Raw genomic sequence first — 22476 nt, 5'->3', positions numbered from 1 at the left:
CCGCGATTGTCCTCACATCCGGTCGATCAGGCTGCGCGCGATCTGGAGCCGCTGCATCTCCGAGGTGCCCTCGCCGATGCGGAAGCCGCGCGCGTCGCGATAGATTCGCTCCACCGGCAGGTCGGCCATGAAGCCGGCCCCGCCGAAGATCTGGAGGACCCGGTCGGCCACCCGCCCGACCATCTCGGTGCAGTAGAGCTTGGCGCGCGAGGCGGCGATGCGGGCGTCGGGGTGCCCTTGGTCCGACAGGCGCGCCGCCTTGGCGCAGAGCAGCCGGCCGGCGTCGATCTCCACGTCGCAGTCCGCCAGCATGAAGGCGATGGCCTGATGGTCGGCCAGCCTCTTGCCGAAGGTGGTGCGGTCGCGGGCATGGGGTACGGCCAGATCGATCAGCCGCTGGGCCATGCCGACGCAGCGGCAGGACACGAACAGCCGGTCGTTGTTGATGGTCGCCATCATCACGCCGAAGCCGGCGCCGGGCGCGCCCAGCACATGGTCGTCCGGCACGAAGCAGTCGTCGAAGCTGAGCGCCGACAGGTGGTAGCCGTGCCAGCCCAGCTTGCGGAAGCGGCGTTCGACGATGAAACCCTGCGCCCCGCGCGGCACGATGAAGGTGGTCAGCCGCCCCTTCAGCGGCGCATCGCGGTCGGTCACCGCCAGCACGATGGTGTGGTCGGCGGTCTCCGCATGCGAGATGAAGGTCTTGGCGCCCGACAGCAGCCAGCCGCCGTCGGTCCGCCGCGCCCGCGTCCTGAGCGCGTTCAGGTCGGACCCGGCGTCCGGCTCGGTCAGGGCATAGGCGACGGTGCGTTCGCCGCGCATCAGCGGCCCGACGAACCAGTCGCGCTGGGCGGCGTCGGCGAACAGCAGCGACCCCGGCAGATGGCCGCAGGCCTCGGCCAGCGGCATGCTGGTGTGGCCGGTCGCCTCGTCGATGGCCGAGATGGCGACCCGGCTCAGACCCGGCCCGCCGATCTCCTCCGGCATGTTGTAGCCGTAGATGCCGAGGTCGGCGGCCGACCGGCGCAGGTCGCGCATCAGGCCGGGATCGACGTCGTCGGCGCGGTCCACCGCTTCCTCATGCGGCCGCAGGACGGTCTGGACGAAGCCGCTCACGGTGCGGACCAGCGCGTCGAGTTCGGCGGCATCGTCGCCGGTGGCGGCGGCGGCATAGGTGGACAGGCTGTCGCTCATGATGGCTCCACCGTCTGGCTATCGGCCCAACTCTCGACCCAGCTTTCGATGGCGCCGCGCTGCACCTTGCCGGTGGTGGAGCGGACGATGCGCTCGGGCGGCACGAAGTGGATGGCCTTGGGTTGCTTGAATCCGGCCAGCTCCCGCCGGCACAGGGCGGACAGCTCGGCGGCCTCCAGGCGGGGGTTGGCTGACACCACCACCGCCACCGGGATTTCGCCCCAGCGGTCGTCCTTCCGGCGCACGACCACGGCGTCGCGCACGTCGGGATGGCCGACCAGCACGCGCTCGATCTCCGCCGGGTAGATGTTCTCGCCGCCCGACTTGATCATGTATTTGGCGCGGTCGACGAAATCGTAGAGCCCGTCCGGCCGGCGGCGGAGCAGGTCGCCCATGTGGAACCAGCCGTTGCGGAAGTCCTGCCGGGTCGCCGCCTCGTTGTTCCAATAGCCGCTGAACAGCGTCGGGCCGCGCATGGCGAGTTCGCCGATGCCGCCGTCGGGAACGTCGGTGTCGTCCGGGTCGACCAGCCGGATTTCCGCCCCGACGCTCGGCGCCTTGCCGAGATCGCCGGTGGCGCCGCGGGGAAGCTGGCGGCCGGACAGCGGCGGGGTGCCGGTCTCGGTCGATCCGAAACAATTGAGGAAATCCGCACCCAGCAGCTCGCTCAGCCGCGCCACCTCGGCGGGCGGCGACAGGTCGGCCATCACGCCGCAGGTGCGCAGGCCGAGCGGCCTGACGTCGCGCCGTTCCAGCACCTCGATCATCCGGCCCAGCGTGCCCGGCATGATCGACACCCATTCGAACCGCTCGGTCTCGATCTTGTCGGCGATCCGGTCGGGATCGAAGGCGTCGAGCACGATCACCCGCCCGCCGGTCAGCAGGGCGTAGTGCGCCGGCTCGGTGCCGCCCATGTGGTAGAGCGGCGGCCAGCACAGGTTGGTGTTGCCCGGCCGCACCCCCAGGTCGAACGGCGCCGCCGTCATGCGGGCCAGCTGGCTGCGATGGGTCAGCACCGCCCCCTTGGGCAGGCCGGTGGTGCCGCTGGTGTAGAGGATCAGCAGGGGATCCTCCGGCTCGGCGACGTCCGGCGGCGTGTCGGCGGAGGCGGCGGCAAGGCGGCGCTCCCACTCCGCGCCGAACCGGATCACCGGAATGCCGGAGGTGGCGGTGTCCGACAGGATGCCCGCATGCCGGGGCGAGACCAGGATCGCCGTCGGCGTGACGAGGCCAATGCAGTGCTCCAGCTCGCGCGGGCTGAGGCGCCAGTTCTGGCAGGCGGTGATCGCTCCCAGCAGGGCGCAGGCGAGCTGCGTCTCGATGTATTCGAGCCGGTTCTCGGACAGCACGGCGACACGGGCGCCGCGCGTCACCCCCAGCGCCGCCAGCGCCGAGGCGCTGCGGTTCACCCGTTCGGCCAGCTGGGCGAAGGTCAGGATGCGGACCTCGTCCTGGCCGTCATCCTCGATGGCGATGCGCTGCGGATAAAGCCGCGCGGTGGAAAGGAACAGGCTTCCCACGGTGGAGGCGGCGGCCCGTGCCACCAGTGCGGCGGCCGGTCGGTCCATGCCGGTTGTCAAACTCATGACCAAGCTCCTCCCTGTATTCCATCGGACTGTTGAGGACTTTATTCCCTTTTATGTCTTAATTATCGGCAGTCCGAATGATGTCGAATATTCCGGTATGCACTCAACGGGGAACTCCGGGAGCCTGCGCGTGGCTGCGTCTCAGCCAGGGCATGGCCCGCCCGCCGAGCGGCCGGCCCAGCAGGCGTCCGGCGACATCGACCGCGTCGATCAGGGCGGGCAGATCGACGCCGGTGGCGAGGCCGGATTTCTCGGCCAGCAGCACGACATCCTCGGTGGCGAGGTTGCCGGCGGCGCCGGGGGCAAAGGGGCATCCGCCGATCCCGCCGGCGCTGGCGTCGAGCCGGCGGATGCCCGCCTCGATGGCGGCATGGGCGTTGGCAATGCCGAAGCCGCGCGTGTCGTGGAAATGCATGCCGATCCGCTCCGCCGGCAGGCTGGGAAGCAGCGCCCGCAGCAGGGCGGACACTTGGCCGGGAGCGGCGGCACCGATGGTGTCGGCGATCACCACCTCGCCGGCGCCGATGGCGGCGAAGCGCTCCGCCAGCCGGACGACGGCGGCCGGCTCCACCGGCCCCTCGAACGGGCATTCGAAGGCGACGGCGACATAGGCGCGCACGGCGATGCCCGCCTCCAGGGCGCGGCCGATCACCTCCTCGGCGGCGGCGGTCGCCCGGTCCAGCGTCATGTTGATGTTGCGCCGGTTCATCTCCTCCGTCGCCGCCACCACCGTGGCGATCTGCGGCGTTCCGCAGGCCAGCGCCCGGTCCAGTCCGCGGCCGTTCATGGCAAGGGCGGAGATTTCGACGCCCGGCAGGGAGCGGGTTCCGGCGACGATCTCCTCGGCATCGGCCATCTGCGGCACCGCCTTGGGCGAGGCGAAGCTGGCGGCTTCGATCCGCGTCAGCCCGGCCTCGGCCAGCCGCCGGATCAGCTCAAGCTTGCCGGCGGTGGGAACGAAGGTCGGCTGGTTCTGCAATCCGTCGCGCGGGGCGACCTCGGTCAACAGCAGGCGGTCCATGGCTCACCCCACCCGTCCGGCACGGCGCAGCTCGCCGATGCGCTCGGGCCCGTAGCCCAGCAGCGTTTCAAGAACGGCGTCGGTGTCGTGGCCCAGCTCCGGCGGGGCGGTGAAGCGGTCGGGCTTGTTTCCTGACAGCTTGCCCCCGGACAGCTTGATCGGGTTGCCCGGCATCCGCACCGTGCCGCCCTGCGACAGCGGCACCTCGACAACCATGTCGCGGGCGACCACCTGGGGATCGGACATCGCCTGGGCGAAATCGTTGACCGGGCCGCAGGGCACCCGCGCCTCGCGCAGCCGGGCGAGCCAATTGGCGGAGCTGTCCTTGACCAGTTCCTCCCCGACGATCCGCTCGATCCGTTCCTTGTCGGCATAGCGGCCGGGTTGCAGGCGGTAGTCCGGCGTCTCCAGCTCCGGCCGCCCGATGACCGGCAGCAGCCGCTCGAAGAAGGCGTCGCCGATGCAGGCGATGATGATGTGGCCGTCGGCCGTCCTGAAGGTGTTGTAGGGGACATGAACGAAATGGCCGTTGCCCAGCCGTTCCGGCACATGCCCGGACATCAGGTGCATCGTGCCCATGTAGTTGAGCAGCGAGATCTGCACGTCCAGCATCGACACGTCGACATGGCGGCCAACGCCGGTCCGCTCCCGCTCCTGCAACGCGGCGAGCACGCCCAGCGCGCCGAACAGCCCGCCGCCCAAGTCGCCGATGGGGATGCCGGAGCGCAACGGCGGCCCGTCGGGCAGGCCGGTGATGCTCATGCCGCCGCCCATCGCCTGCACCACCTGATCGAAGGCCGGCCGGTTCGGATCGGGACCGTCGCCGCCGAAGCCGGTGACCGAACAGGTGACGATGCGCGGGTTGACCGCCGACAGCGACGCGAAGTCGATGCCCAGCCGTTCCGTCACCCCGGCGCTGAAATTGTCGAAGACCACGTCGCTCTTGCGGACCAGATCGAGGAAGACCGCGCGCCCCTCCTCGCTTTTCAGGTCGATGCAGACGCTGCGCTTGCCACGGTTGAGCGTGAGGAAATAGGCCCCCATGCCGTGCCGGGAATAATCGGGATCGCCGGCCAGCAGCTGCCGCGTTCCTTCGCCCCGGCCCGGCGGTTCGACCTTGATCGTCTCGGCCCCCAGATCGGTCAGCAGCATGGTGCCGTAGGGGCCGGACAACATGTGCGTCAGGTCGATCAGCCGGATGCCGTTCAGTGGTGCCATGCCCCTCGCCCCAGATGCTTCGTTTGCGGAATGTTTGTTCGCTTATCAAACAGCAAGCGCTGTGCCAGTCCGGCGTCCAATGCCGTTATTGTTGAATATCAAGGTGTTGATGATTTTCGAGGTCGGGTCGGACGTTTCATGAAACGGATGGACCGTTGCAATGAAACGTGTCATGAAACGTTTGTTTGCAACGCGGATGAAACGCGGCGGCCCCCGGCGCGATGCCGCCAGCCCCCTTGAGGGGCGATGGCCGGGAGGAAGGAACCATGCCGATGGCGCTGGGCTATCCGAACACCGGGCGGTTGCGGCTGTGCTTCCTCAGCTACCGCCACCTCACCCGGCTGGCGCGTGCGGTGCTGGACGAATACGCCCAGCGTGCCGAGATCGAGGTGATCGACCAGGCCTATGAGGCGGCGTTGGCGGTGGCGCGGGAGCGCGAGGCGTCGGGCGCGGTGGATGCCTTCGTCAGCGCCGGCGCCAATGCCAGCTACCTGCGCAGCACCGTGAAATCGCCGGTCGCCACCATCAAGGTCGGCGGCTACGACATCCTGCTGGCGCTGCTGAAGGCGCGGGAGCGGTCGAACCGGGTCGGCATCGTCATGCACCGCCGCATCATCCCGGAACTGGACGCCATCAAGGGGCTGCTGCGGACCGAGGTGGAGCAGGGCTGCTACGAGACCCCGGACGAGGCCGTCGCCTGCGTCAAGGGCATGGCGGAGCGCGGCTTTCCCGTGATCATCGGGTCGAGCGTGGTGGTCGAGGCGACCGAACGGCTGGGGATGGAGGGCATCCTGGCCTATTCGGTGGCGGGCGTGCGCCAGGGGCTGGACGACGCGCTGGAAATGGCCCGCATCGCCCGGCTGGAAAACGCCCGCTACAGCCAGCTGAACGGCGTCCTCCGGAATGTCCAGGAGGCGGTGCTGGCCGTCGATCCGGCCGACCGGGTGACGGCGGTCAATCCGGCGATGGAGGCCCTGCTCGGCTTTCCCCCGAACGCCATCCTGGGCCGGGTCGCGGCGGAGGTGGCGCCGGAACTGTCCCTGCGCGGGGTGCTGGGCAGCGGCGAGGCGGAAAAGGGCAGCGTCCTGACCTTCCGCCGCCGCGACTGGATCGCCAACCGCATCCCGATCCGCGAGCATGGGCAGGTCACCGGCGCCATGATCACCGTCTACGACGCCCGCGCTATCAGCGAGGCGGATGTCAGCCTGCGGTCCCAGACCCGGCGCCGCTCCAACCGGACGACCCGCTACACGCTCGACGACATCCGCGGCGACAGCCCGTCCATCGAGCAGGCGCGCGCCACCGCGCGGCGCTTCGCGGCGAGCGACCTGACGGTGCTGATTTCCGGCGACAGCGGGACGGGGAAGGAGCTGTTCGCCCAGGCCATCCACAATCTCGGCCCGCGTGCCGGACGCCCCTTCGTGGCGATCAACTGCTCGGCCTTCCCCGAATCCCTGCTGGAATCGGAGCTGTTCGGCCACGAGGAAGGCGCCTTCACCGGGGCGCGCAAGGGCGGCAAGGTCGGCTTGTTCGAGGCGGCGCACACCGGCACGCTGTTCCTCGACGAGATCGGCGACATGCCGCTGGCCCTGCAGACCCGGCTGCTGCGCGTGCTCCAGGAGCGCGAGATCGTGCGTCTGGGCAGCGTCGTGCCGCTGCCGGTCGACCTCAGGGTGATCGCGGCCACCCATCAGCCGCTGGAGGAGCTGGTGCCGCAGCGCGCGTTCCGGGCCGACCTGCTGTACCGGCTGAACACGCTGCGCCTGCGCCTGCCGCCGCTGTGCGACCGGGTGGAGGATGTGCCGGTGCTGGCCGAGGGCTTCGTCGCCGCCTGCCTGGAGCGCACCGGGTTGCGGTTGGCGCCGTCGGTCGTCGTCGAGCCTTTGAAATTCCGGCTCGCCACCTACCGGTGGCCGGGCAACGTGCGCGAGCTGGAGAACATCTGCGAGCGCCTGACCATGCTCGTGCTGCAATTCGGCACCGTCGAGGACATTCCCGCCGGGATCCTGCGCCATGACTGCCCGGAGCTGTTTCTCGAACCGCTTGCACAGGACAGGCCGACCGGTCGGGACAGGCACGGGTCAGCCGGCGGGGACGGGAACGACGCACGGGATGTCATCGAAAGCGCCCTGTCCCGCACCCACGGCAATCGGGCGGACGCGGCGCGCCAACTGGGCATCAGCCGCGCGACACTGTGGCGACGCATGCGCCAGCTCGGGCTCGGTGCCTCCACCGACGGCGATGACGCCGCGCGGGACTAGCCGGCACGGACGACGGGACACAGTCGGAAAATCGAAAAGCCCTGGAGTCCGTCAGGTGCTTCGGCAAAGCATCGAACGGACTCCAGGGCCGGCCACGCTTGCGGGCCGCCCGCCTTAAGCGCCGGTGAAGTTCGGCGGACGCTTGCCCAGCAGCGCGGCGATGGCTTCCTTGTGGTCGGCGGTCGCATGCGCCAGCGCCTGCATGGCGGCGGACATCTCCAGCAGCGTGTCGAGCTTGACCGTCCAGCCTTCACGCAGCAGGCGCCTGGTCATGCGCACCACATGGGGCGGATTGACGGCGATCCGCGCGGCCATCGCACGCGCCTGGGGCAGCAGATCCGCATCGGGAACGACGCGCGACACCAGACCGCAGGCGAGCGCCTCCGCCGCATCGATGACGTCGCCGGTCAGCGCCATCTCGCAGGCCTTGGAAAAGCCGACGACCCGCGGCAGCAGCCAGGCGCCGCCATCGCCGGGGACGATCCCGACCTTGACGAAGCTCTCGGCGAAGCGTGCGCTCTCGCCGGCGATGCGGATGTCGCACATGCAGGCGAGGTCGCAGCCGGCACCGATGGCCGGGCCGTTCACCGCCGCGATCACCGGAACCTCCATCGCCTCCAGCAGCAGCGGGATGCGCTGTATGCCCAGCTTGTAGTTCCGGCGCGTCTGGGCGGCGACCTTGTCGTTGAGGCCGCCGTTTTCCCCCATCTTCTTCACGTTCCCGCCGGACGAAAAGGCGCCGCCGGCCCCCGTTACGATGATCACCCGGGTTCCCATGTCCGCGTCGAGACCGCTCAGCGTCTCCACCAGCGCCTCGATCATCTCCGGATCGGAGATCGGGTTGCGCTGCTCCGGCAGGTTCAGGGTGAGCGTGACGATGCCGTCGTCGTTGTCCACCAGCACGAGATTGGTCATCGCGCCTTCCTTTCGTTTTCTCGATGTCGATGAGCGGGGTCCGGCCGCCGGTCAGCGGAGGCCGAGGCCGCGGGCGATGATGCCCCGCAGGATCTCGCGGGTTCCCCCGCGCAGGGAGAAGGACGGCACGTTGAGGATCGTGTGGGCCAGCACCGCGGAGAAATCCCGCGTGGATTGCTGCGACGGCTCCGCATCGACCAGCTGGCGGGCGATGTCCGGGATCTCCTGTTCGAAGATCGCGCCCAGATCCTTGACCAGGGACGCCTGCAATGCCGGATTCTCCCCCATCTGCAACATGCCGGCGACCGAGCGCGACAGGCGCCGCAGCACCAGGAGATGGGCGGTCAGGCGGCCGACCGCCGCCGCCGCATGGTCCGACGGGCTGGGGCCGAGCGCGCGCACCAGTTCGACCAGCAGCGTGAAGGAGGACAGGAAGCGCTCCGGCCCGCTACGCTCGAACGCCAGTTCCCCGACCACCTGGTTCCAGCCGTCTCCGAGCTGGCCCAGAAGGGATGTCGCCGGCAGGAAGACGTCCTCGAACACCACCTCGTTGAAATGATGCTCGCCGGCCAGGTCGGCGATGGGGCGGATGGTGATGCCCGGCGTCTTCAGATCGACCAGGAACTGGCTGGTGCCGCCATGCCGCTCGTCGGGACCGCCGGTCCGGCAGAACAGGATCATGTAGTCGGCATGGTGGGCGTAGGTCGTCCACAGCTTGGTGCCGTTGACGACGAAGCCTCCGTCCACCGGCACGGCGCGCGTCCGCACCGCGGCGAGGTCGGAGCCGGAATCCGGCTCGCTCATGCCGATGCAGAAGAAGCACTCGCCGGCGGTGATGCGCGGCAGGATCGACCGGCGCTGCTCCTCGGTGCCGACCTTCAGAAGCAGCGGTCCGCTCTGGCGGTCGGCGAACCAGTGGGCCGCCACCGGCGCCCCGGCGGCCAGCATCTCCTCCAGCACGACATAGCGTTCCAGCGCGCTGCGCTCATGCCCGCCATAGCGCTTCGGCCATGTCATGCCGATCCAGCCGCGCTGCCCGACCTTGCGGCTGAATTCGGCGTCGAAACCGCTCCAGGAGCGCGAGCGGTCCTGTGGGCGGCGGGTGGCCAGCTCCTCCGCCAGGAAGGCGCGGACCTCGGCGCGCAGCGCCTCGACATCCGTGTCGGGAGGGGGCGGAAAGGCGATCAGATCCATGGTCAATTCCTCGATGGCACCGGTGGGATCAGGCGGCGGTGACGAGCGGCCAGAGCCCGTCCGCTCCGGCGCGCCCCACCTCCCGCCCGATCAGGCGGCCCCACTCCCCTTCCCCGCCGAACTCGTCGCGCCAGGACCACAGGCGCTTGGTGAAGAAATGCAGGCTGTGCTCATGGGTGAAGCCCATGGCGCCATGCACCTGATGGGCGATGGCCGCCGCGACGCCGGCCGCCTCGCCGCAGCGGAGTTTGGCTGCCGCAATCGGCAGCAGGGCCCCGCCCTGCGCCACGGCCTCGGCGGCGATGTCGCCGGCGGCACGGGCGGCGGCGGCCTGCCCGGCCAGCACGGCGAGGTGCTGCTGGATGGCCTGGAACTTGCCGATCGGCCGGCCGAACTGGCTGCGCTCGTTGGCATAGGCGGTGGTCATCGCCAGGACGCGCCCCAGCGCCCCGGCCATCGCGATGCTGCGGACCGCGGCGCCCAGCGCATGCAGCTCCGCCGGCGCGATGCCCGGCGAGGGGGCGACGCTCTCCGCCGGCAGCAGCGTCTCGAAACGCAGGCTGTCGCGCGGCTCCTTCGCCAGATTGACGTCCGGCGCGGTGTCGGCCTGCCCGGCGGGCACCAGCGCCGCGAAGCTCTGCCCGTCCTGGCCGGCATCGTCGCCGGGATCTTCGCAGCGGGCCAGCACGACGGTGGCGGCGACGCGGCCCCAGGGCACCCGGTGCGCCGTTCCCGACAAAAGCCAGCCGCCGTCCCGCCGCGACAGGGTCAGCCGGTCGTCCGGGCGCACCGGCGCCAGGGTCAGCGGCCCGCCGGGAAGCTCCAGCCCGGCACTCGCCAGGATGCGGTTCGCCAGCATGGTTTCCGCCAGCGGCAGCGGCACCGCGAAGGCGCCGGCAAGGCGGATCAGATCCAGCGCCTCCACCAGCGGCAGACCGAAGCCGCCGGCCTCCTCCGGCACCAGGGCGAGCGGAAGCCCCATATCCTCGACCGCCTGCCACTGCGTGTCGAGCCACTGGCCGGATTCGGCCGCCACACGCTGCTTGGCGGTGAACTGTTCTTCAAAAAGCCTGGTCGCCGTATCGACCAGGATCTGGCTGGTGTCGCTCACCATGTGTCTCCCTGTTGCCGGCTTCCGATGTCCGCCTGCGTGCGTTGCGGAGGTCAGAGGTCGAGCCGGTAGCGGCGGAGGATGTCCGGGTCCGGGTCGGCGCCCAGGCCGGGGCCGTCGGGAATGGCGATGGTGCCGTCGGGACGCGGGAGGCCGACCTCGCCGAACACCGGGGCGTCCAGATCGATGTAGAGCCGCTCGATGGCCCCGATTCCGCCGAAGACCGCGGTCATGTGCAGGGTCGCCAGGAAGCCGGGACCGGAATAGGGCGAGTGCGGGGCGAGCGTCCGGCCGTTCAGCTCGGCAAGCATGCCGACGCGCAGGAACTCGCTGATGCCGCCGACCTTGGTGACGCTGGGCTGGAGATAGTCGATCCCCTCGCAGGCGGCGAGCGGCTTGAACGCCCAGGCGTTCGGCGTGTTCTCGCCGGTGGCGATCGGGACCGGCGCGGCGCGGCGCGTCCTGACCAGCCCGTCCAGATCCTCGGGCGGCCAGACCGGCTCCTCCAGCCATTTCAGCCGGTGGGGGGCCAGCCCCTGCGCCATCTCGACCGCCGTCCCGACATCCCAGGCGCAGTTGACGTCCAGCATCAGCTCGATGCCGTCGCCGACGGTGCGGCGGGCGGCGGCGACCGCCTCGACCGTCTTCTCGTGCAGCTTGATCTCGCGATAGCCGCGCTCCAGCGCCTGCGTGCAGGAGGCGGCGACGATGTCCGGCTCGGTCAGCCGCATCAGGCTGGCATAGACCGGCACCTGTCTCCGCGCATGGCCGCCGGCCAGCTTCCAGACCGGCTGCCCGGCCCGCTTGCCGGCCAGATCCCAGAGCGCGATGTCGAGACCGCTCAGCGCATATTGGGTGACGCCGCCGCGTCCGAAGATGTGGAGCGTCTTCTTCAGATCCTCCATCAGCCCGGCGATGTCGGTCGCGTCGCGGCCGATGGCGAGCGGCGCCAGGGTCCGTTCGATGAAGGTCTTGGTCACCGGGATGACGTTGTAGCCGAAGGCCTCGCCGTAGCCGGTCAGCCCCTCGTCGGTCTCGACGCGGAGGATCAGGTAGTTGGCGGTGGTCCACAGCGCGCCGCCGAAGCCGGTGACCGGGCCGTTGTGCCGGTAGGGGATGGCGATCGGAATCGCCTCGATGGCGGTGATCTTCATGATGGTCTCTCGCTGGCAAGGGGGCGGCGGCGCGGGGCGAAAATCTAGGGGGTCAAAAGCTTGGGGAGCGGAATCTCGGGATCGCGGGGCGTCGGCCCCACCGCGCTCCCCGGATCAGTGCGCGCCGCCGAGATAGACGCGCTGCAACAGGTCGCTGCTCTGGATTTCGGACGGCGTGCCCGCCCCGACGATCCGCCCGGTTTCCGTGAGGTAGCAATAGTCGGCGTGGCGCAGCGCCTTCTCCACCAGCTGTTCGACCAGCAGGATCGCCATGCCGCCCTTGCAGAGGTCGCTGGCGACGTCGAGGATGCGGTCGATGACGATGGGCGCCAGCCCGCCCGACGGCTCGTCAAGGATCAGCAGCTTGGGATCGCCGATCACCCCCTGCCCGACCGCCAGGATCTGCTGCTGGCCGCCGCTGAGGCGCGACGCCTGCTGGGTCCGGCGCTCCGCCAGTTCCGGGAACAGGCTGTAGATACGGTCGAGCTTGGAGCGGTCGCCGCGCGACGCCCGCGCATAGGTGCCGAGGAGCAGGTTGTCCTCGACCGACAGGCCGCCGAACACCCGGTGTCCCTCCAGCACCTGGACGACGCCGGAGCGCACGATGTCGCGCGGCGTTGCCGCACCGATCTCCGCCCCCGCCATGGTGACGCGCCCGGCCTTCTTCGGGATCAGGCCGGAGATGGCGTGCAGCATCGTGCTCTTGCCGGCGCCGTTGCGCCCGAGCAGGACGACGAACTCGCCGCCATGCACCCGGAAGGAGGCGCCGTGCACCACCTCGGCCTTGCCGTAGGCGACATGCAGGTCCGCCACGTCGAGCAGGATCTGATTGGGTCGATTGACTGTGCCCATGTGCATCTCACGCTCCCAGATAGACGCGGATGACTTCGGGATCGCTGCGCACCTCGGCCGGCGTGGCGTGCTTGATCATGCGCCCCAGATTCAGCGTGGTGACGCGGTCGCACACGCTGAACACGAAGTCGGTGTGGTGCTCGACCAGCAGGACGCCGATCCCGGCGTCGCGGAGTGCCGTGACGATGCTGGCGAGATGCTCGATCTCCCCCTCCGTCAGGCCGCCGGCCGGCTCGTCGAGCAGGATGAAGCGGGCGCGCATGACCAGCCCGCGGGCGATCTCCAGGAAACGCTGCTCGGCATGGTCGAGCAGGCTCGCCCGGCGATGGATGGCATAGCCGAGCCCGACGCCGTGCAGCAGCTCCTCCGCCCGGTCGCGCAGCGCGCGCTCCTCCCGGCGGGCGCGCGGCAGCGCCAGGGCGGTCTCCAGGAAGCCGGCGCGGGTCTCGCACCAGCCGCCCAGCATCGCGTTGTCGAGCACGCTGAGGCTGCCGAGCAGGCGGGGCTTCTGGAAGGTGCGGGCGACGCCGACGCGCGGGCGCTGCTGCACCGGCGAGCGCGCCAGCGACTCCCCGTCCAGCCGGATGTCGCCCTCGTCGACTTGGTAATAGCCGGTCAGCAGGTTGAGCAGGGTCGTCTTGCCGCTGCCGTTCGGGCCGATCAGGCCGTGGATTTCGCCTTCCCGCAATTCGAGCGACACGTTGCTGAGCGCCGTCACGCCGCCGAAGCGCTTGCTCACTGTGTCGGCAACCAGCGTGCTCATGATGCGTGCCCCCGTTGGATGTCCTGTCGCATGCCCCGCCGGACGGCGGCGGCCAGGCGGCCGATGTCGGGCTGGAGGCCCTTCGGTTCCGGACCTTTCTTCTGCAGACGGGCCATGACCGACTTGATGACGTGGCCGATGCCCTCCGGCACCACCAGCACCACCGCCAGCAGCAGCAGCCCGTAGAAGAAGTTGCCGAGCTTGGCGAGCGGCGCCACCATCTCCGGCAGGGCGGTCAGGACCACCGTGCCGACGAAGGGGCCGAGAATGCTGCCGCGGCCGCCGATGATGATGCAGACGAAGAAGAACAGCCCCAGCTCGAAGACGAAGGTCTCCGGCGTGATGTAGCTCTGCAGCGAGGCGAACAGCGCGCCGCCGATCCCGGCGGTGACCCCGCTGAAGGTGAAGACGGTGAGCTTCAGCCGGAAGATCGGCACCCCCACCGCGGCGGCGGCCACCTCGCTGTCGCGCAGCGCGATCAGCCCCCTGCCCCACATCAGCCGGGCGACGTTCCACGTCATCCAGGTGATCAGCGCCGCGACCAGCAGCACCAGCCAGTAGAAGCCGGTCGGCGTGTCGAAGGGTGCGGCGAAGCCCGGCACCGGAAGCCCGGCGCCGCCGCCGGTCAGGTCGCCCTGGGCCAGCGACAGCTCCGCCATGATCAGGGCGAAGGCCATCGTCGCCATGGCGAAATAGAAGCCGGGAAGGCGCAGCGACGGCAGGCCCAGCAGGAAGCCGCAGAGCCCGCCCAAGCCCCCGGCCAGCGCCAGCGTCAGCAGCGGGTCGACGCCGTAGCGCCCGACGAGGATGGCGAAGGCGTAGGAGCCGATGGACAGCAGCCCGACATGGCCGATGGACAGCTGGCCGGTGTAGCCGACCACCAGATTGAGTCCGGAGATCAGCACCCAGTAGACGCCGATCAGCGCCGCGAGGTGGAGCTGGTAGAAGTCGCCGACCCAGAATGGCAGGGTCACCGCCAGGATGCCGCCGACGGCGAGCGTCCCGAGGCGCGGAAGGGAGGATGTCGTCATACCGGGCGGACCTTCTTGGAGCCGAAGAGACCTTCGGGTTTGACCAGGAGCACGACCATCAGCAGGCCGACCGCGATCGTCTGCTGGTATTCGCCGCCGAACAGGTAGGTCGCGAGCGTCTGGAACAGGCCCAGCGCGACGCCGCCGACGAGCGCGCCGACATTGCTGCCCAGCCCGCCCACCGCCAGCGCGATGAAGCCGTAGAGCGTGAGGGTGAGGCCGAGCGCGAAGAAGGCGAAGGTCAGCTGCCCCGCCGCGAAGCCGGCCAGCCCGCCGAGCGCGCCGGCGATGGCGAAGGACAGGGCGCGGGTGCGGTCGGTGGCGATGCCGCGGGCGCGGGCGGCGAAGGCGTCCTCCGACACGGCCTGGAACACCTTGCCGTACATCGTCCGCCGGTAGAAGAATTCGAGCCCGAGCGCCATGGCGACCACCGCCGCGATCGGCAGCCAGTATTTCTGGTCCAGCACGCCGGCCGTGAAATCCTGGTCGGCCAGCCGCGGGAACGGGCGGGGCTCGGTGCCCCACCACAGGCCGACTGCCTGCTGCACCATCGTCGCCAGCGCCAGCGTGCTGAGCAGCCAGAGATGCTCGTCGGAGCGGGCGAGGACGCGGCGGATGGCGATGACTTCGGTCAGCAGGCCGAAGGCCGCCCCGACCAGCACCGCCCCGACCAGCGCCACCGGCGCCGGAAGCCCGAGATCGAGCATGAAGTAGGCGCCGAAGACACCGCCAAGCATGCAGATGTGGCCGGTCGTCACGCTCAGGACCTTGGAGGTCGAGAACATGATGTTGTAGGCGAGGCCCGTCGCCGCGTAGAGCGCGCCGATCGCCAGCCCCGACACCAGAACGGTAAGCATGCTGCCCATCCGTTTGTGAATTGCTGCGGAATTGCAAGACGGCGCGAATGCAGACCTTGCGGCCCGATGCGGGCCGCCGGTCGCCGGCCCGCGCCGGGGCCGTGAAGCCTCAAGTCCTAGCCGGCGTGGCCGGCTCGGCCGGGTCAGTGCGGGGCGGCCTCGAAGCTGCCGTCCTTGAAGGTGTTGGCCTTGTTGATCACGATGCCGGAGTCGGGGAAGCCGTTGCGCTGCTTCGGGCCCCAGCTGTAATCGGCATAGGTGCCCTTGAGGTTCTGGGTGCTCTCCAAAGCCTTCTGGACGGCGGCCTTGTCGGTCGATCCCGCCGTCTTCACCGCATGCTCGATGATCTTGACGGTGTCGTAGCCCAGCGTGACCCACCAGAAGGTGAAGTTGATGGTGCCGCCGAACTCCGGCCGCATCTTGTCCATCAGCGCGGTGGTCGGGCCGGGAAGCTTGCCGTCCACACCGTAGGTCGTGCTGCTGTAGCCGGCGGCATAGGTCTGCTCCCAGTATTCCGGCTTGTTCAGCAGATCCTTGATCGGGAGGCCCATGATGGCCGGATGGCCGACGACCGGCACGTCCCACTGCATGTTGCCCCGCGCGTTCAGCACGCGGGCGAGCAGGCCGGTGGCGGCCGACCATGGCATGACGACGTCGGCCCCGGCGGCCCGCGCCTTGGTCATCTCGTCGGTCAGGTCGGTCTTGTTGGCGTCGATCAGCACGCTGTAGACCGGCTTGATCCCAGCATCGGCCAGCAGCGCCTCGGCCTTCTTGGCGCTGGAGGTGCCGTAGCCGGTGGTGTCGCCGATGATCGCCACCTTGCTGCGCTTCAGCGTCTTGATGGCATAGTCGTTGGCGCTGCCGATCCACTGCTCGTTGGTGGCGATGGCCCGGAAGGCGCGCGGGTATTTCTGCGGATCGGTCAGCTCGTCCACCGTGCCGATGATGATGTTCGGCACGCCGGCACGGGCGAGGATGGGAACGGTGGCGAGCGATTCGCCGGAATTCACCGGGCCGATGACGAAGTCCACCTTCTCGCTGAGCACGAGCTGCTGCGCGAAATTGACCGCCTTGGTCGGATCGCCGGCGGTGTCGCGGGTGATCAGCTCGATCTTCCGCCCGTCGATGCCGCCGGCCTTGTTGATCTCGTCGACGGCAAACTTGACGCCCTGGTTCTCGGCGACGGCCGCCGACGACAGCGGGCCGGTCAGCGAGGACAGCCAGCCGATCTTCACCGGCGTCGTGTCGGCCCCGGCGGTACCGGCGAACAGGCCGACCGCCAGGGCGAGGCCCGCGGCGCTCACGGTTGCGGGGCCGCGGTGCATCCTGGCGGGAATCCGGTCGGTGGTCATGGTTCCTCCCTTCTTATGTATCGTGCTTTAGACTGATCATCTCCGAGCCCAACATTATTTCGCAAGACATTTTTCATTCCGCGCCATTTTTTTGTCGGAAGATGTCGAAGGGGCAGAAGAAGCCATTCCCGGTTGTGGTTGGGTTCCAAACACCGCTTTTTTGCCGGTTGACGGGAAATTCGTGCGAAGTTTCGCCGGTCCCAGCTCTGGCGAAGTCGATGCAAAGGGCCGATCCTCACCGGTTGGGGAACGGTTCCCAGTGATCGGCACGCCGGAACGATGTGGGTGAGCGGCGTATTTTGATATGAACTATGCACTGAATGAAAAAACTGTTGCAACTTACGTCATCAGGCGCGACGATGCGTCCCAAGAACAATCACCATCGTGAACTGTCCGCACCCTTCTCATGAGACGGGGGCCGCGGCAGGCGGGAGGCAGGGCTTTGCGCATCTCCGACATCGAACTGGCCGCGGTCGACCTGCAACTGGACCGGCCGCTGCGCACCGCGATCCACGAGATCAGCACGGTGTCTTGCCTGCTGTTGACCGTCAGGACCGACGAAGGGGTGTCGGGCGAGGGGTATGGCTTCTGCTTCGGCATCGACCGCCTGCGCTCCATCGCCCAGCTGGCGGCCAGCCTGAAGCCGAAGCTGATCGGCCGCGATCCCTTCCAGGTCGAAGCCCTGTGGTCCGACCTGTTCCGCCATCTGAATTTCTGCGGGCAGGCGGGGCTGGCCCTGCATGCCATGACGCCCATCGACGTCGCCTGCTGGGACATCATCGGCAAGGTGGCGAACCAGCCGCTCTACCGGCTGTTCGGCGCCCACCGCGACCGCGTGCCGGTCTATGCCAGCGGCGGCCTGTGGCTGTCCTCCGGCCTGGACGAACTGCGGCAGGAGGCGCGGGCCTTCGTCGACCAGGGCTTCAAGGCGATGAAGCTGCGCCTCGGCTCGCCGCGCTGGCAGGACGACATCGCCCGCATCGAGGCGGTGCGCGACGCCATCGGGCCGGACATCGGCCTGATGGTGGACGCCAACCAGGGACTCACTCCGGCCCATGCCCTGCGGCTCGGCCGCGCGCTGGAGGCGTTCGAGCTGGTGTGGTTCGAGGAACCCGTCCCGACCTGGAACGACGAGGGAAGCGCCGCCCTGGCGGCGGCGCTCGACACCCCGATCGCCAGCGGCGAGACCGAATACACGCGCTACGGCCTGAAACGGCAGATCCAGGCCCGCGCCGCCGACATCCTGATGCCCGACCTGCAACGCATGGGCGGCTACACCGAGTTCCGCAAGGCAATCGGGCTGATGGCGGCGCACGACGTGCCCTTCTCGCCCCACATCTTCACCGAACACAGCCTGCATCTGGTGGCGTCGTCGGCCGGCGCCATCCATGCCGAACACATGCCGTGGTTCGGGCCGCTGTTCCGCGAGGCGATGGCCGTCGAGACGGACGGCACCATCCTGGTGCCGGATCGCCCCGGCGTCGGCTTCACCTTCGATTGGGACCGCCTGGACCCGATGCGCGCCGCGCTCTGACAGCGGCCACGGGGCAGCGGCCACAGGGGCAGTAGCCATGGCGCAGCGCAAACGGGCCGCATCGGGCCACGGCCACAGACGAGTATGGATCGAAGAAATGACAGTGTTCGATGGCGGCGCGGCGCCGGATGCGGCCCGCTCCCTGGGACCCCTCCACGGCATCCGCGTCCTCGACCTTTCCCGTGTCCTGGCCGGTCCCTGGTGCACCCAGTGCCTGGCCGACCTGGGCGCGCAGGTCCTGAAGATCGAGAGCCCCGGCGACGGGGACGAGACCCGGAGCTGGGGTCCGCCCTACATGGGCGATCTGGCCGCCTACTACACCTGCGCCAACCGGTCGAAGCACAGCCTGACCGTCGACCTCAAGAGCGCCGAGGGCCAGCGCCTTATCCGCGATCTGGCCGCCGAGGCCGATGTCCTGATCGAAAACTTCAAGCTCGGCACCCTCGACCGCTTCAGGCTCGGCTATGACGACCTGAAGCCGGTCAACCCGGCCCTGATCTATTGCTCGGTCTCCGGCTATGGCCGGACGGGGCCGGAAGCGGCCCGCGCCGGCTATGACTTCGTCATCCAGGGCGAGACCGGCCTGATGTCGGTGACCGGATTCCCCGACGGGCCGCCGACCAAGGTCGGCGTCGCCGTCTCCGATCTCTTCTCGGGCCTCTATGCCTCGCAGGCGATCCTGGCCGCCCTGCTCGGCCGCCAGCGGACGGGGCGCGGACAGTTCCTCGACGTGGCACTGTTCGACTGCCAGCTGGCGGCGATGGCCAATGTCGCCGCCGGAGCCCTCGCCACCGGGGCGGAATCCCGGCGCTACGGCAATGCCCATCCCAACGTCGTGCCCTACGAGGTGTTCGAGACGTCCGACGGGCCGTTCGTGCTCGCCATCGGCAACGACCGGCAGTTCCGCACGCTGTGCGAATCCGTGCTCGAGGACATCGCGATGCGCGACGATCCGGCCTTCCGCACCAACGCCGACCGCGTCGCCAACCGCGTCCTGCTCAGCCGGCGGCTCGCCGCCCGGTTCCGCGAGCGGCCCCGCGCCCACTGGATGGAGCGGCTCGCAGCCCGCAGCCTGCCCGCCGGCGCGGTGCGCTCCGTCGTCCAGGCGCTTGCCTCCGATCAGGTCGCGGGGCGCAACCTGCTCCACAGCTTCGAGACCGCGGGCGGCGGACCGATTCGCGTCGTCGGTTATCCGGTGAAGTTCGAGGATGGCCTGCCGCCGCCCGGTCGTCCCCCCGCCCAGGGTGAAGGCGGCGGGGAGATCGCAAAGCAGTGGCTGGAGCGCCGGCCGGGAGCCGGTCCGACCCCATGACACGCAAAAACCTTGACACATCTTCCGGGAGAGCACAGGTCCGACGGCTGGGCCGGCCTGCCGCCCAGTCTCACGGCAGGACAACGACACAGGGCACAGCCATGGTGAAAAGCGCGGACGAGGAACGGACCAAGGCCGGCAACGACGGCGAGCGCGAAGGACCGGCCGGCACGCTCGCCCGCGGGCTGGCGATCCTCGACGCCATCGTCGATGCCCCGCAGCCGCTGATGCTCGGCGAGGTCGCGGCGCTGACCCGTCTGGACCAGAGCACGACGCTGCGCCTGCTGCGCACGCTGGAGGACAGCGGCTACGTCGTCCGCCTGGCCGATTCCAAACGCTATGCGCCGTCGCCCAAGGGCCTGCTGCCGCTGCCGCTGATGCATCCCATCAACCAGCTTCGGCGGGAATCGCACTCCGTGCTGATCGAGCTGGCGCGCAACCTGCGGGAAACCGTGGTGCTCGTCCTCTATCTCAGCACCGAGCGGATGGTGACCGACATCGCCCAGGCTCCGGGATCGCTGTCGCCCTACTACAACACCTGGCTCCAGGGGCCGCTGCACGGCTCCGGCTCCGGCAAGGCGCTGCTGCTCAGCCTCGACCCGGAACAGCGTGCCGCCGTCCTCGGGCCCGAGCCCTACAAGGTCTACACCCCGCAGACGATCGTCGACCGCGCCGGGCTGGACGAGGATCTGCGTGTCTCCGCCCTGCGGGGCTATGTGGTGGCACATGACGAACACCATGTCGGCCTGACCGCCATCGCGGCCAACATCCCCACCTGGAACAACGGCCATGTCGGCTGTCTGGTGGTGACCGGGCATTCCCGCGACATGGACGAGGCCAGGATCGCCGGCATCGGCGAGGAGCTGGTCCGGGTGGCGAAGCTGATGCCCTACCAGCTCGGCAGCCTCCGCTCCGTCGCGCATGTCGTGGGGAAATGACCGTCTCGACACTCACAATCGATCCGAAGGGAGAGGAACCATGCCTATCGTCAACATCACCCTGATCAAGGGCCGGTCGCAGGAGAAGAAGGCCGCGATGTACCGCGAGGTCACGGAGGCGATCCACCGTACCCTCGGCGCGCCGCGTGAAAGCGTGCGCATCATGGTGAACGAGATCGAGCCCGAGCATTTCGCCGTCGCCGGAGAGGCCAAGACCGGCCCGTCGTCGTAACGCGCCGGCCCTGGAGTGTGATCGGTTCAAGCGGAATCGCTTGAAGCGTGAATCACACGGAACACCAGAAGCTTAGAGTCTGTCTGATGCTTCAATAAGCATCAGACAGACTCTAAACCACCGCACATCGCTGACGTGAAGCGACGCTTCGGCCGACGGCCGGAGCGACGGGAGTCGTGCGTCCGCAAGGCAAGGCGACGGACCGCCGCCTTGCCGACGCACTGGAAAGGATGATCTCGATGAACAACGGATCCGCCCCGGCCACCGGTGGGCGCCTTCTGGTCGACATGCTGCGCCTGAACGGGGTCGACCGGATTTTCTGCGTGCCGGGCGAAAGCTACCTCGCCGTGCTCGATGCGCTGGTCGATGCCCCGGAGATCGCGGTCACCATCTGCCGGCACGAGGGCGGAGCGGCGATGATGGCCGAAGCCTACGGCAAATGCACCGGCCGCCCCGGCATCTGCTTCGTCACCCGCGGACCGGGCGCCACCAACGCCAGCCACGGCGTCCACATCGCGCACCAGGATTCCACGCCGATGATCCTCTTCATCGGCCAGATCGAACGGAGCGCGCAGGAGCGCGAGGCCTTCCAGGAGGTCGATTACCGCCGCATGTACGGCCCGCTCAGCAAATGGGTGGCGCAGATCGACGAGGCCGGCCGCATCCCCGAGATGGTCGGCCGCGCCTTCTACACGGCAACGTCCGGCCGTCCGGGACCGGTGGTGCTTGCCCTTCCGGAGGACATGCTTGTCGAACGGGCGGCCCCCCGCCCGGCCGCACCCTATCGCCCGGTCGAGCCCGGCCTGCGGCCGGAGGATCTGGCGGAGCTGGAGCGGCTTCTGTGTGCTGCCGAGAGGCCGCTCCTGCTGGTCGGCGGCGGCGGCTGGACCGCGGAGGCCTGCGACGACATCCGCCGCTTCGCCGAAGCATGGGACCTGCCGGTCGGCGTGTCCTTCCGCTCGCAGGATCTGTTCGACAACGCCCATCCCAACTATGCCGGCGATCTCGGCCTCGGCGTCAACCCCGCCCTGGCCAGGACCGTCCGGGAGGCCGACCTGCTGCTCGTCGTCGGTCCGCGGCTGGGAGAGGCGACGACCGGCGGCTACACGCTGCTCGACATCCCATGCCCGCGCCAGACCCTGGTGCATGTCCATGCCGGGGTCGAGGAGCTGGGCCGCGTCTACCAGCCGGCGCTCGCCATCAATGCCGGCATGCGCACGACCGCCAGGGCGCTCGCCGCACTGGCACCGCCGGCCTCCCGCCGGAACCCGGAACGGCTCCGGGAACGCACCAAGGCCATCCACGACGCCTATCTCGCCTGGACCGATCCGCCGTCCATCCCCGGCCCGCTGCAGATGGGCGAGATCATGGGCTGGCTGCGCGACACCCTGCCGCCGGACACCATCGTCACCAACGGCGCCGGCAATTTCGCCATCTGGCCGAACCGCTTCCACCGCTACCGCCGATTCCGCACCATGCTGGCGCCGACCTCCGGTTCGATGGGCTATGGCATCCCCGCGGCAATCGCGGCGAAGCTGCTGCATCCGGAGCGCCCGGTGGTGGCCTTCGCCGGCGACGGCTGCTTCATGATGAGCGTGCAGGAACTCGCGACCGCCGCGCAGTACGAGGCGGCGATCGTGGTGGTGCTGGTCAACAACGGCATGTTCGGCACCATCCGCATGCATCAGGAGCGCGAATACCCCCGGCGCGTCAGCGGCACCGAGCTGAAGAATCCCGACTTCGTCACCCTGGCGCAGAGCTTCGGCGCCCATGCCGAACGCATCACCCGGACCGAAGAGTTCATGCCGGCCTTCGAGCGCGCCATGGCGGCAGGACGCCTCGCCCTGCTGGAACTGGTCATCGACCCGGAAGCCATCAGCCCGACGCACACGGTGACGAGCCTGCGCGAACAGGCGGACCGCGCCCGCGGCGCCTGACCGCCGGCCGGCAC

Annotated in this window: 19 protein-coding genes; 6 read left to right on the top strand and 13 right to left on the bottom strand. The window is 69.3% G+C overall.

Annotated features, from left to right (window positions below; all coding sequences use genetic code 11):
• Positions 1-12: 12 nt before the first annotated feature.
• The 4 genes from TSH64_RS03495 to TSH64_RS03480 all read right to left on the bottom strand — a co-directional run bounded on the left by TSH64_RS03495 (position 13) and on the right by TSH64_RS03480 (position 5019).
• Entirely contained in the window at positions 13-1194 is a 1182-nt protein-coding gene (locus TSH64_RS03495; RefSeq protein ID WP_109095573.1) for an acyl-CoA dehydrogenase family protein, read from the bottom strand.
• Entirely contained in the window at positions 1191-2780 is a 1590-nt protein-coding gene (locus TSH64_RS03490; protein WP_199237431.1) for an AMP-binding protein, read from the bottom strand. The genes TSH64_RS03495 and TSH64_RS03490 overlap by 4 nt, the downstream gene beginning before the upstream one ends.
• A 103-nt stretch (positions 2781-2883) precedes the next feature.
• Entirely contained in the window at positions 2884-3801 is a 918-nt protein-coding gene (locus TSH64_RS03485; RefSeq protein WP_109095571.1) for a hydroxymethylglutaryl-CoA lyase, read from the bottom strand.
• Between the two features lie 3 nt (positions 3802-3804).
• On the bottom strand, positions 3805-5019 hold the full coding sequence (locus tag TSH64_RS03480; RefSeq protein ID WP_109095570.1) for a CoA transferase: 1215 nt from the start codon (positions 5017-5019) through the stop codon (positions 3805-3807).
• Between the two features lie 266 nt (positions 5020-5285).
• Between TSH64_RS03480 and prpR the strand changes: the two genes are divergently transcribed.
• Positions 5286-7280 carry a propionate catabolism operon regulatory protein PrpR gene (gene prpR, locus TSH64_RS03475; RefSeq protein ID WP_199237429.1) on the top strand — a complete coding sequence of 665 codons (1995 nt, stop codon included), beginning with the start codon at positions 5286-5288 and terminating at the stop codon, positions 7278-7280.
• 114 nt (positions 7281-7394) lie between these two features.
• Here the strand turns inward: prpR and TSH64_RS03470 are convergent, their stop codons facing one another.
• The 9 genes from TSH64_RS03470 to TSH64_RS03430 form a co-directional block, all read right to left on the bottom strand.
• Complete coding sequence (locus TSH64_RS03470) at positions 7395-8195, bottom strand: crotonase/enoyl-CoA hydratase family protein (RefSeq protein ID WP_109095569.1); 801 nt, start codon at positions 8193-8195, stop codon at positions 7395-7397.
• 51 nt (positions 8196-8246) lie between these two features.
• Positions 8247-9389, bottom strand: coding sequence for an acyl-CoA dehydrogenase family protein (locus TSH64_RS03465; protein ID WP_109095568.1), 1143 nt, complete (start codon positions 9387-9389; stop codon positions 8247-8249).
• A 28-nt stretch (positions 9390-9417) separates the two neighbouring features.
• The gene (locus TSH64_RS03460; RefSeq protein ID WP_247872726.1) at positions 9418-10503 is read right to left on the bottom strand and encodes an acyl-CoA dehydrogenase family protein; all 1086 of its coding nucleotides are present in this window, start codon (positions 10501-10503) and stop codon (positions 9418-9420) included.
• A gap of 50 nt (positions 10504-10553) precedes the next feature.
• Positions 10554-11654: a mandelate racemase/muconate lactonizing enzyme family protein gene (locus tag TSH64_RS03455; protein WP_109095567.1), complete on the bottom strand. Its 1101-nt coding sequence runs from the start codon at positions 11652-11654 to the stop codon at positions 10554-10556.
• Positions 11655-11768: 114 nt separating this feature from the next.
• Positions 11769-12512, bottom strand: coding sequence for an ABC transporter ATP-binding protein (locus TSH64_RS03450; protein ID WP_109095566.1), 744 nt, complete (start codon positions 12510-12512; stop codon positions 11769-11771).
• A gap of 1 nt (position 12513) precedes the next feature.
• A complete protein-coding gene (locus TSH64_RS03445; RefSeq protein WP_109095565.1) occupies positions 12514-13269 on the bottom strand; it encodes an ABC transporter ATP-binding protein in 756 nt (251 codons plus the stop codon).
• Positions 13266-14300 (bottom strand): branched-chain amino acid ABC transporter permease, encoded by a 1035-nt coding sequence (locus TSH64_RS03440; RefSeq protein ID WP_109095564.1) that lies wholly within the window; start codon positions 14298-14300, stop codon positions 13266-13268. The genes TSH64_RS03445 and TSH64_RS03440 overlap by 4 nt, the downstream gene beginning before the upstream one ends.
• Positions 14297-15157 carry a branched-chain amino acid ABC transporter permease gene (locus TSH64_RS03435; protein ID WP_098735126.1) on the bottom strand — a complete coding sequence of 287 codons (861 nt, stop codon included), beginning with the start codon at positions 15155-15157 and terminating at the stop codon, positions 14297-14299. The genes TSH64_RS03440 and TSH64_RS03435 overlap by 4 nt, the downstream gene beginning before the upstream one ends.
• Positions 15158-15300: 143 nt before the next feature.
• Positions 15301-16509 carry an ABC transporter substrate-binding protein gene (locus TSH64_RS03430; RefSeq protein WP_199237427.1) on the bottom strand — a complete coding sequence of 403 codons (1209 nt, stop codon included), beginning with the start codon at positions 16507-16509 and terminating at the stop codon, positions 15301-15303.
• 442 nt (positions 16510-16951) lie between these two features.
• Here TSH64_RS03430 and TSH64_RS03425 point away from each other — a divergent pair, with 442 nt between their 5' ends.
• From TSH64_RS03425 to TSH64_RS03405, 5 genes are all read left to right on the top strand, one after another.
• Positions 16952-18043 carry a mandelate racemase/muconate lactonizing enzyme family protein gene (locus tag TSH64_RS03425; RefSeq protein ID WP_199237426.1) on the top strand — a complete coding sequence of 364 codons (1092 nt, stop codon included), beginning with the start codon at positions 16952-16954 and terminating at the stop codon, positions 18041-18043.
• 97 nt (positions 18044-18140) lie between these two features.
• A complete protein-coding gene (locus tag TSH64_RS03420; RefSeq protein ID WP_109095562.1) occupies positions 18141-19355 on the top strand; it encodes a CoA transferase in 1215 nt (404 codons plus the stop codon).
• A gap of 101 nt (positions 19356-19456) precedes the next feature.
• Positions 19457-20293, top strand: a complete 837-nt coding sequence (locus tag TSH64_RS03415; RefSeq protein WP_158285335.1) for an IclR family transcriptional regulator C-terminal domain-containing protein — start codon at positions 19457-19459, stop codon at positions 20291-20293.
• Between the two features lie 40 nt (positions 20294-20333).
• Positions 20334-20525: a 2-hydroxymuconate tautomerase gene (locus TSH64_RS03410; RefSeq protein WP_098734949.1), complete on the top strand. Its 192-nt coding sequence runs from the start codon at positions 20334-20336 to the stop codon at positions 20523-20525.
• 239 nt (positions 20526-20764) lie between these two features.
• The gene (locus TSH64_RS03405) at positions 20765-22462 is read left to right on the top strand and encodes a thiamine pyrophosphate-binding protein (protein ID WP_109452220.1); all 1698 of its coding nucleotides are present in this window, start codon (positions 20765-20767) and stop codon (positions 22460-22462) included.
• Positions 22463-22476: the final 14 nt, after the last annotated feature.

Source organism: Azospirillum sp. TSH64, assembly GCF_003116035.1.
Lineage (GTDB): Bacteria > Pseudomonadota > Alphaproteobacteria > Azospirillales > Azospirillaceae > Azospirillum.
The sequence above is the reverse complement of the archived record's forward strand: the minus strand, read 5'-3'. Positions and strand labels throughout refer to the sequence as shown.

Excerpts from the sequence above, each read along its gene's own strand:
- TSH64_RS03470 (WP_109095569.1), bottom strand. The coding sequence starts at position 8,195 with ATGACCAATCTCGTGCTGGTGGACAACGACGACGGCATCGTCACGCTC.
- TSH64_RS03415 (WP_158285335.1), top strand. The coding sequence starts at position 19,457 with ATGGTGAAAAGCGCGGACGAGGAACGGACCAAGGCCGGCAACGACGGC.
- TSH64_RS03440 (WP_109095564.1), bottom strand. The coding sequence starts at position 14,300 with ATGACGACATCCTCCCTTCCGCGCCTCGGGACGCTCGCCGTCGGCGGC.
- TSH64_RS03455 (WP_109095567.1), bottom strand. The coding sequence starts at position 11,654 with ATGAAGATCACCGCCATCGAGGCGATTCCGATCGCCATCCCCTACCGG.
- TSH64_RS03405 (WP_109452220.1), top strand. The coding sequence starts at position 20,765 with ATGAACAACGGATCCGCCCCGGCCACCGGTGGGCGCCTTCTGGTCGAC.
- TSH64_RS03480 (WP_109095570.1), bottom strand. The coding sequence starts at position 5,019 with ATGGCACCACTGAACGGCATCCGGCTGATCGACCTGACGCACATGTTG.
- TSH64_RS03495 (WP_109095573.1), bottom strand. The coding sequence starts at position 1,194 with ATGAGCGACAGCCTGTCCACCTATGCCGCCGCCGCCACCGGCGACGAT.
- TSH64_RS03460 (WP_247872726.1), bottom strand. The coding sequence starts at position 10,503 with ATGGTGAGCGACACCAGCCAGATCCTGGTCGATACGGCGACCAGGCTT.
- prpR (WP_199237429.1), top strand. The coding sequence starts at position 5,286 with ATGCCGATGGCGCTGGGCTATCCGAACACCGGGCGGTTGCGGCTGTGC.
- TSH64_RS03435 (WP_098735126.1), bottom strand. The coding sequence starts at position 15,157 with ATGCTTACCGTTCTGGTGTCGGGGCTGGCGATCGGCGCGCTCTACGCG.
- TSH64_RS03410 (WP_098734949.1), top strand. The coding sequence starts at position 20,334 with ATGCCTATCGTCAACATCACCCTGATCAAGGGCCGGTCGCAGGAGAAG.
- TSH64_RS03430 (WP_199237427.1), bottom strand. The coding sequence starts at position 16,509 with ATGACCACCGACCGGATTCCCGCCAGGATGCACCGCGGCCCCGCAACC.
- TSH64_RS03450 (WP_109095566.1), bottom strand. The coding sequence starts at position 12,512 with ATGCACATGGGCACAGTCAATCGACCCAATCAGATCCTGCTCGACGTG.
- TSH64_RS03465 (WP_109095568.1), bottom strand. The coding sequence starts at position 9,389 with ATGGATCTGATCGCCTTTCCGCCCCCTCCCGACACGGATGTCGAGGCG.
- TSH64_RS03420 (WP_109095562.1), top strand. The coding sequence starts at position 18,141 with ATGACAGTGTTCGATGGCGGCGCGGCGCCGGATGCGGCCCGCTCCCTG.
- TSH64_RS03490 (WP_199237431.1), bottom strand. The coding sequence starts at position 2,780 with ATGAGTTTGACAACCGGCATGGACCGACCGGCCGCCGCACTGGTGGCA.
- TSH64_RS03485 (WP_109095571.1), bottom strand. The coding sequence starts at position 3,801 with ATGGACCGCCTGCTGTTGACCGAGGTCGCCCCGCGCGACGGATTGCAG.
- TSH64_RS03445 (WP_109095565.1), bottom strand. The coding sequence starts at position 13,269 with ATGAGCACGCTGGTTGCCGACACAGTGAGCAAGCGCTTCGGCGGCGTG.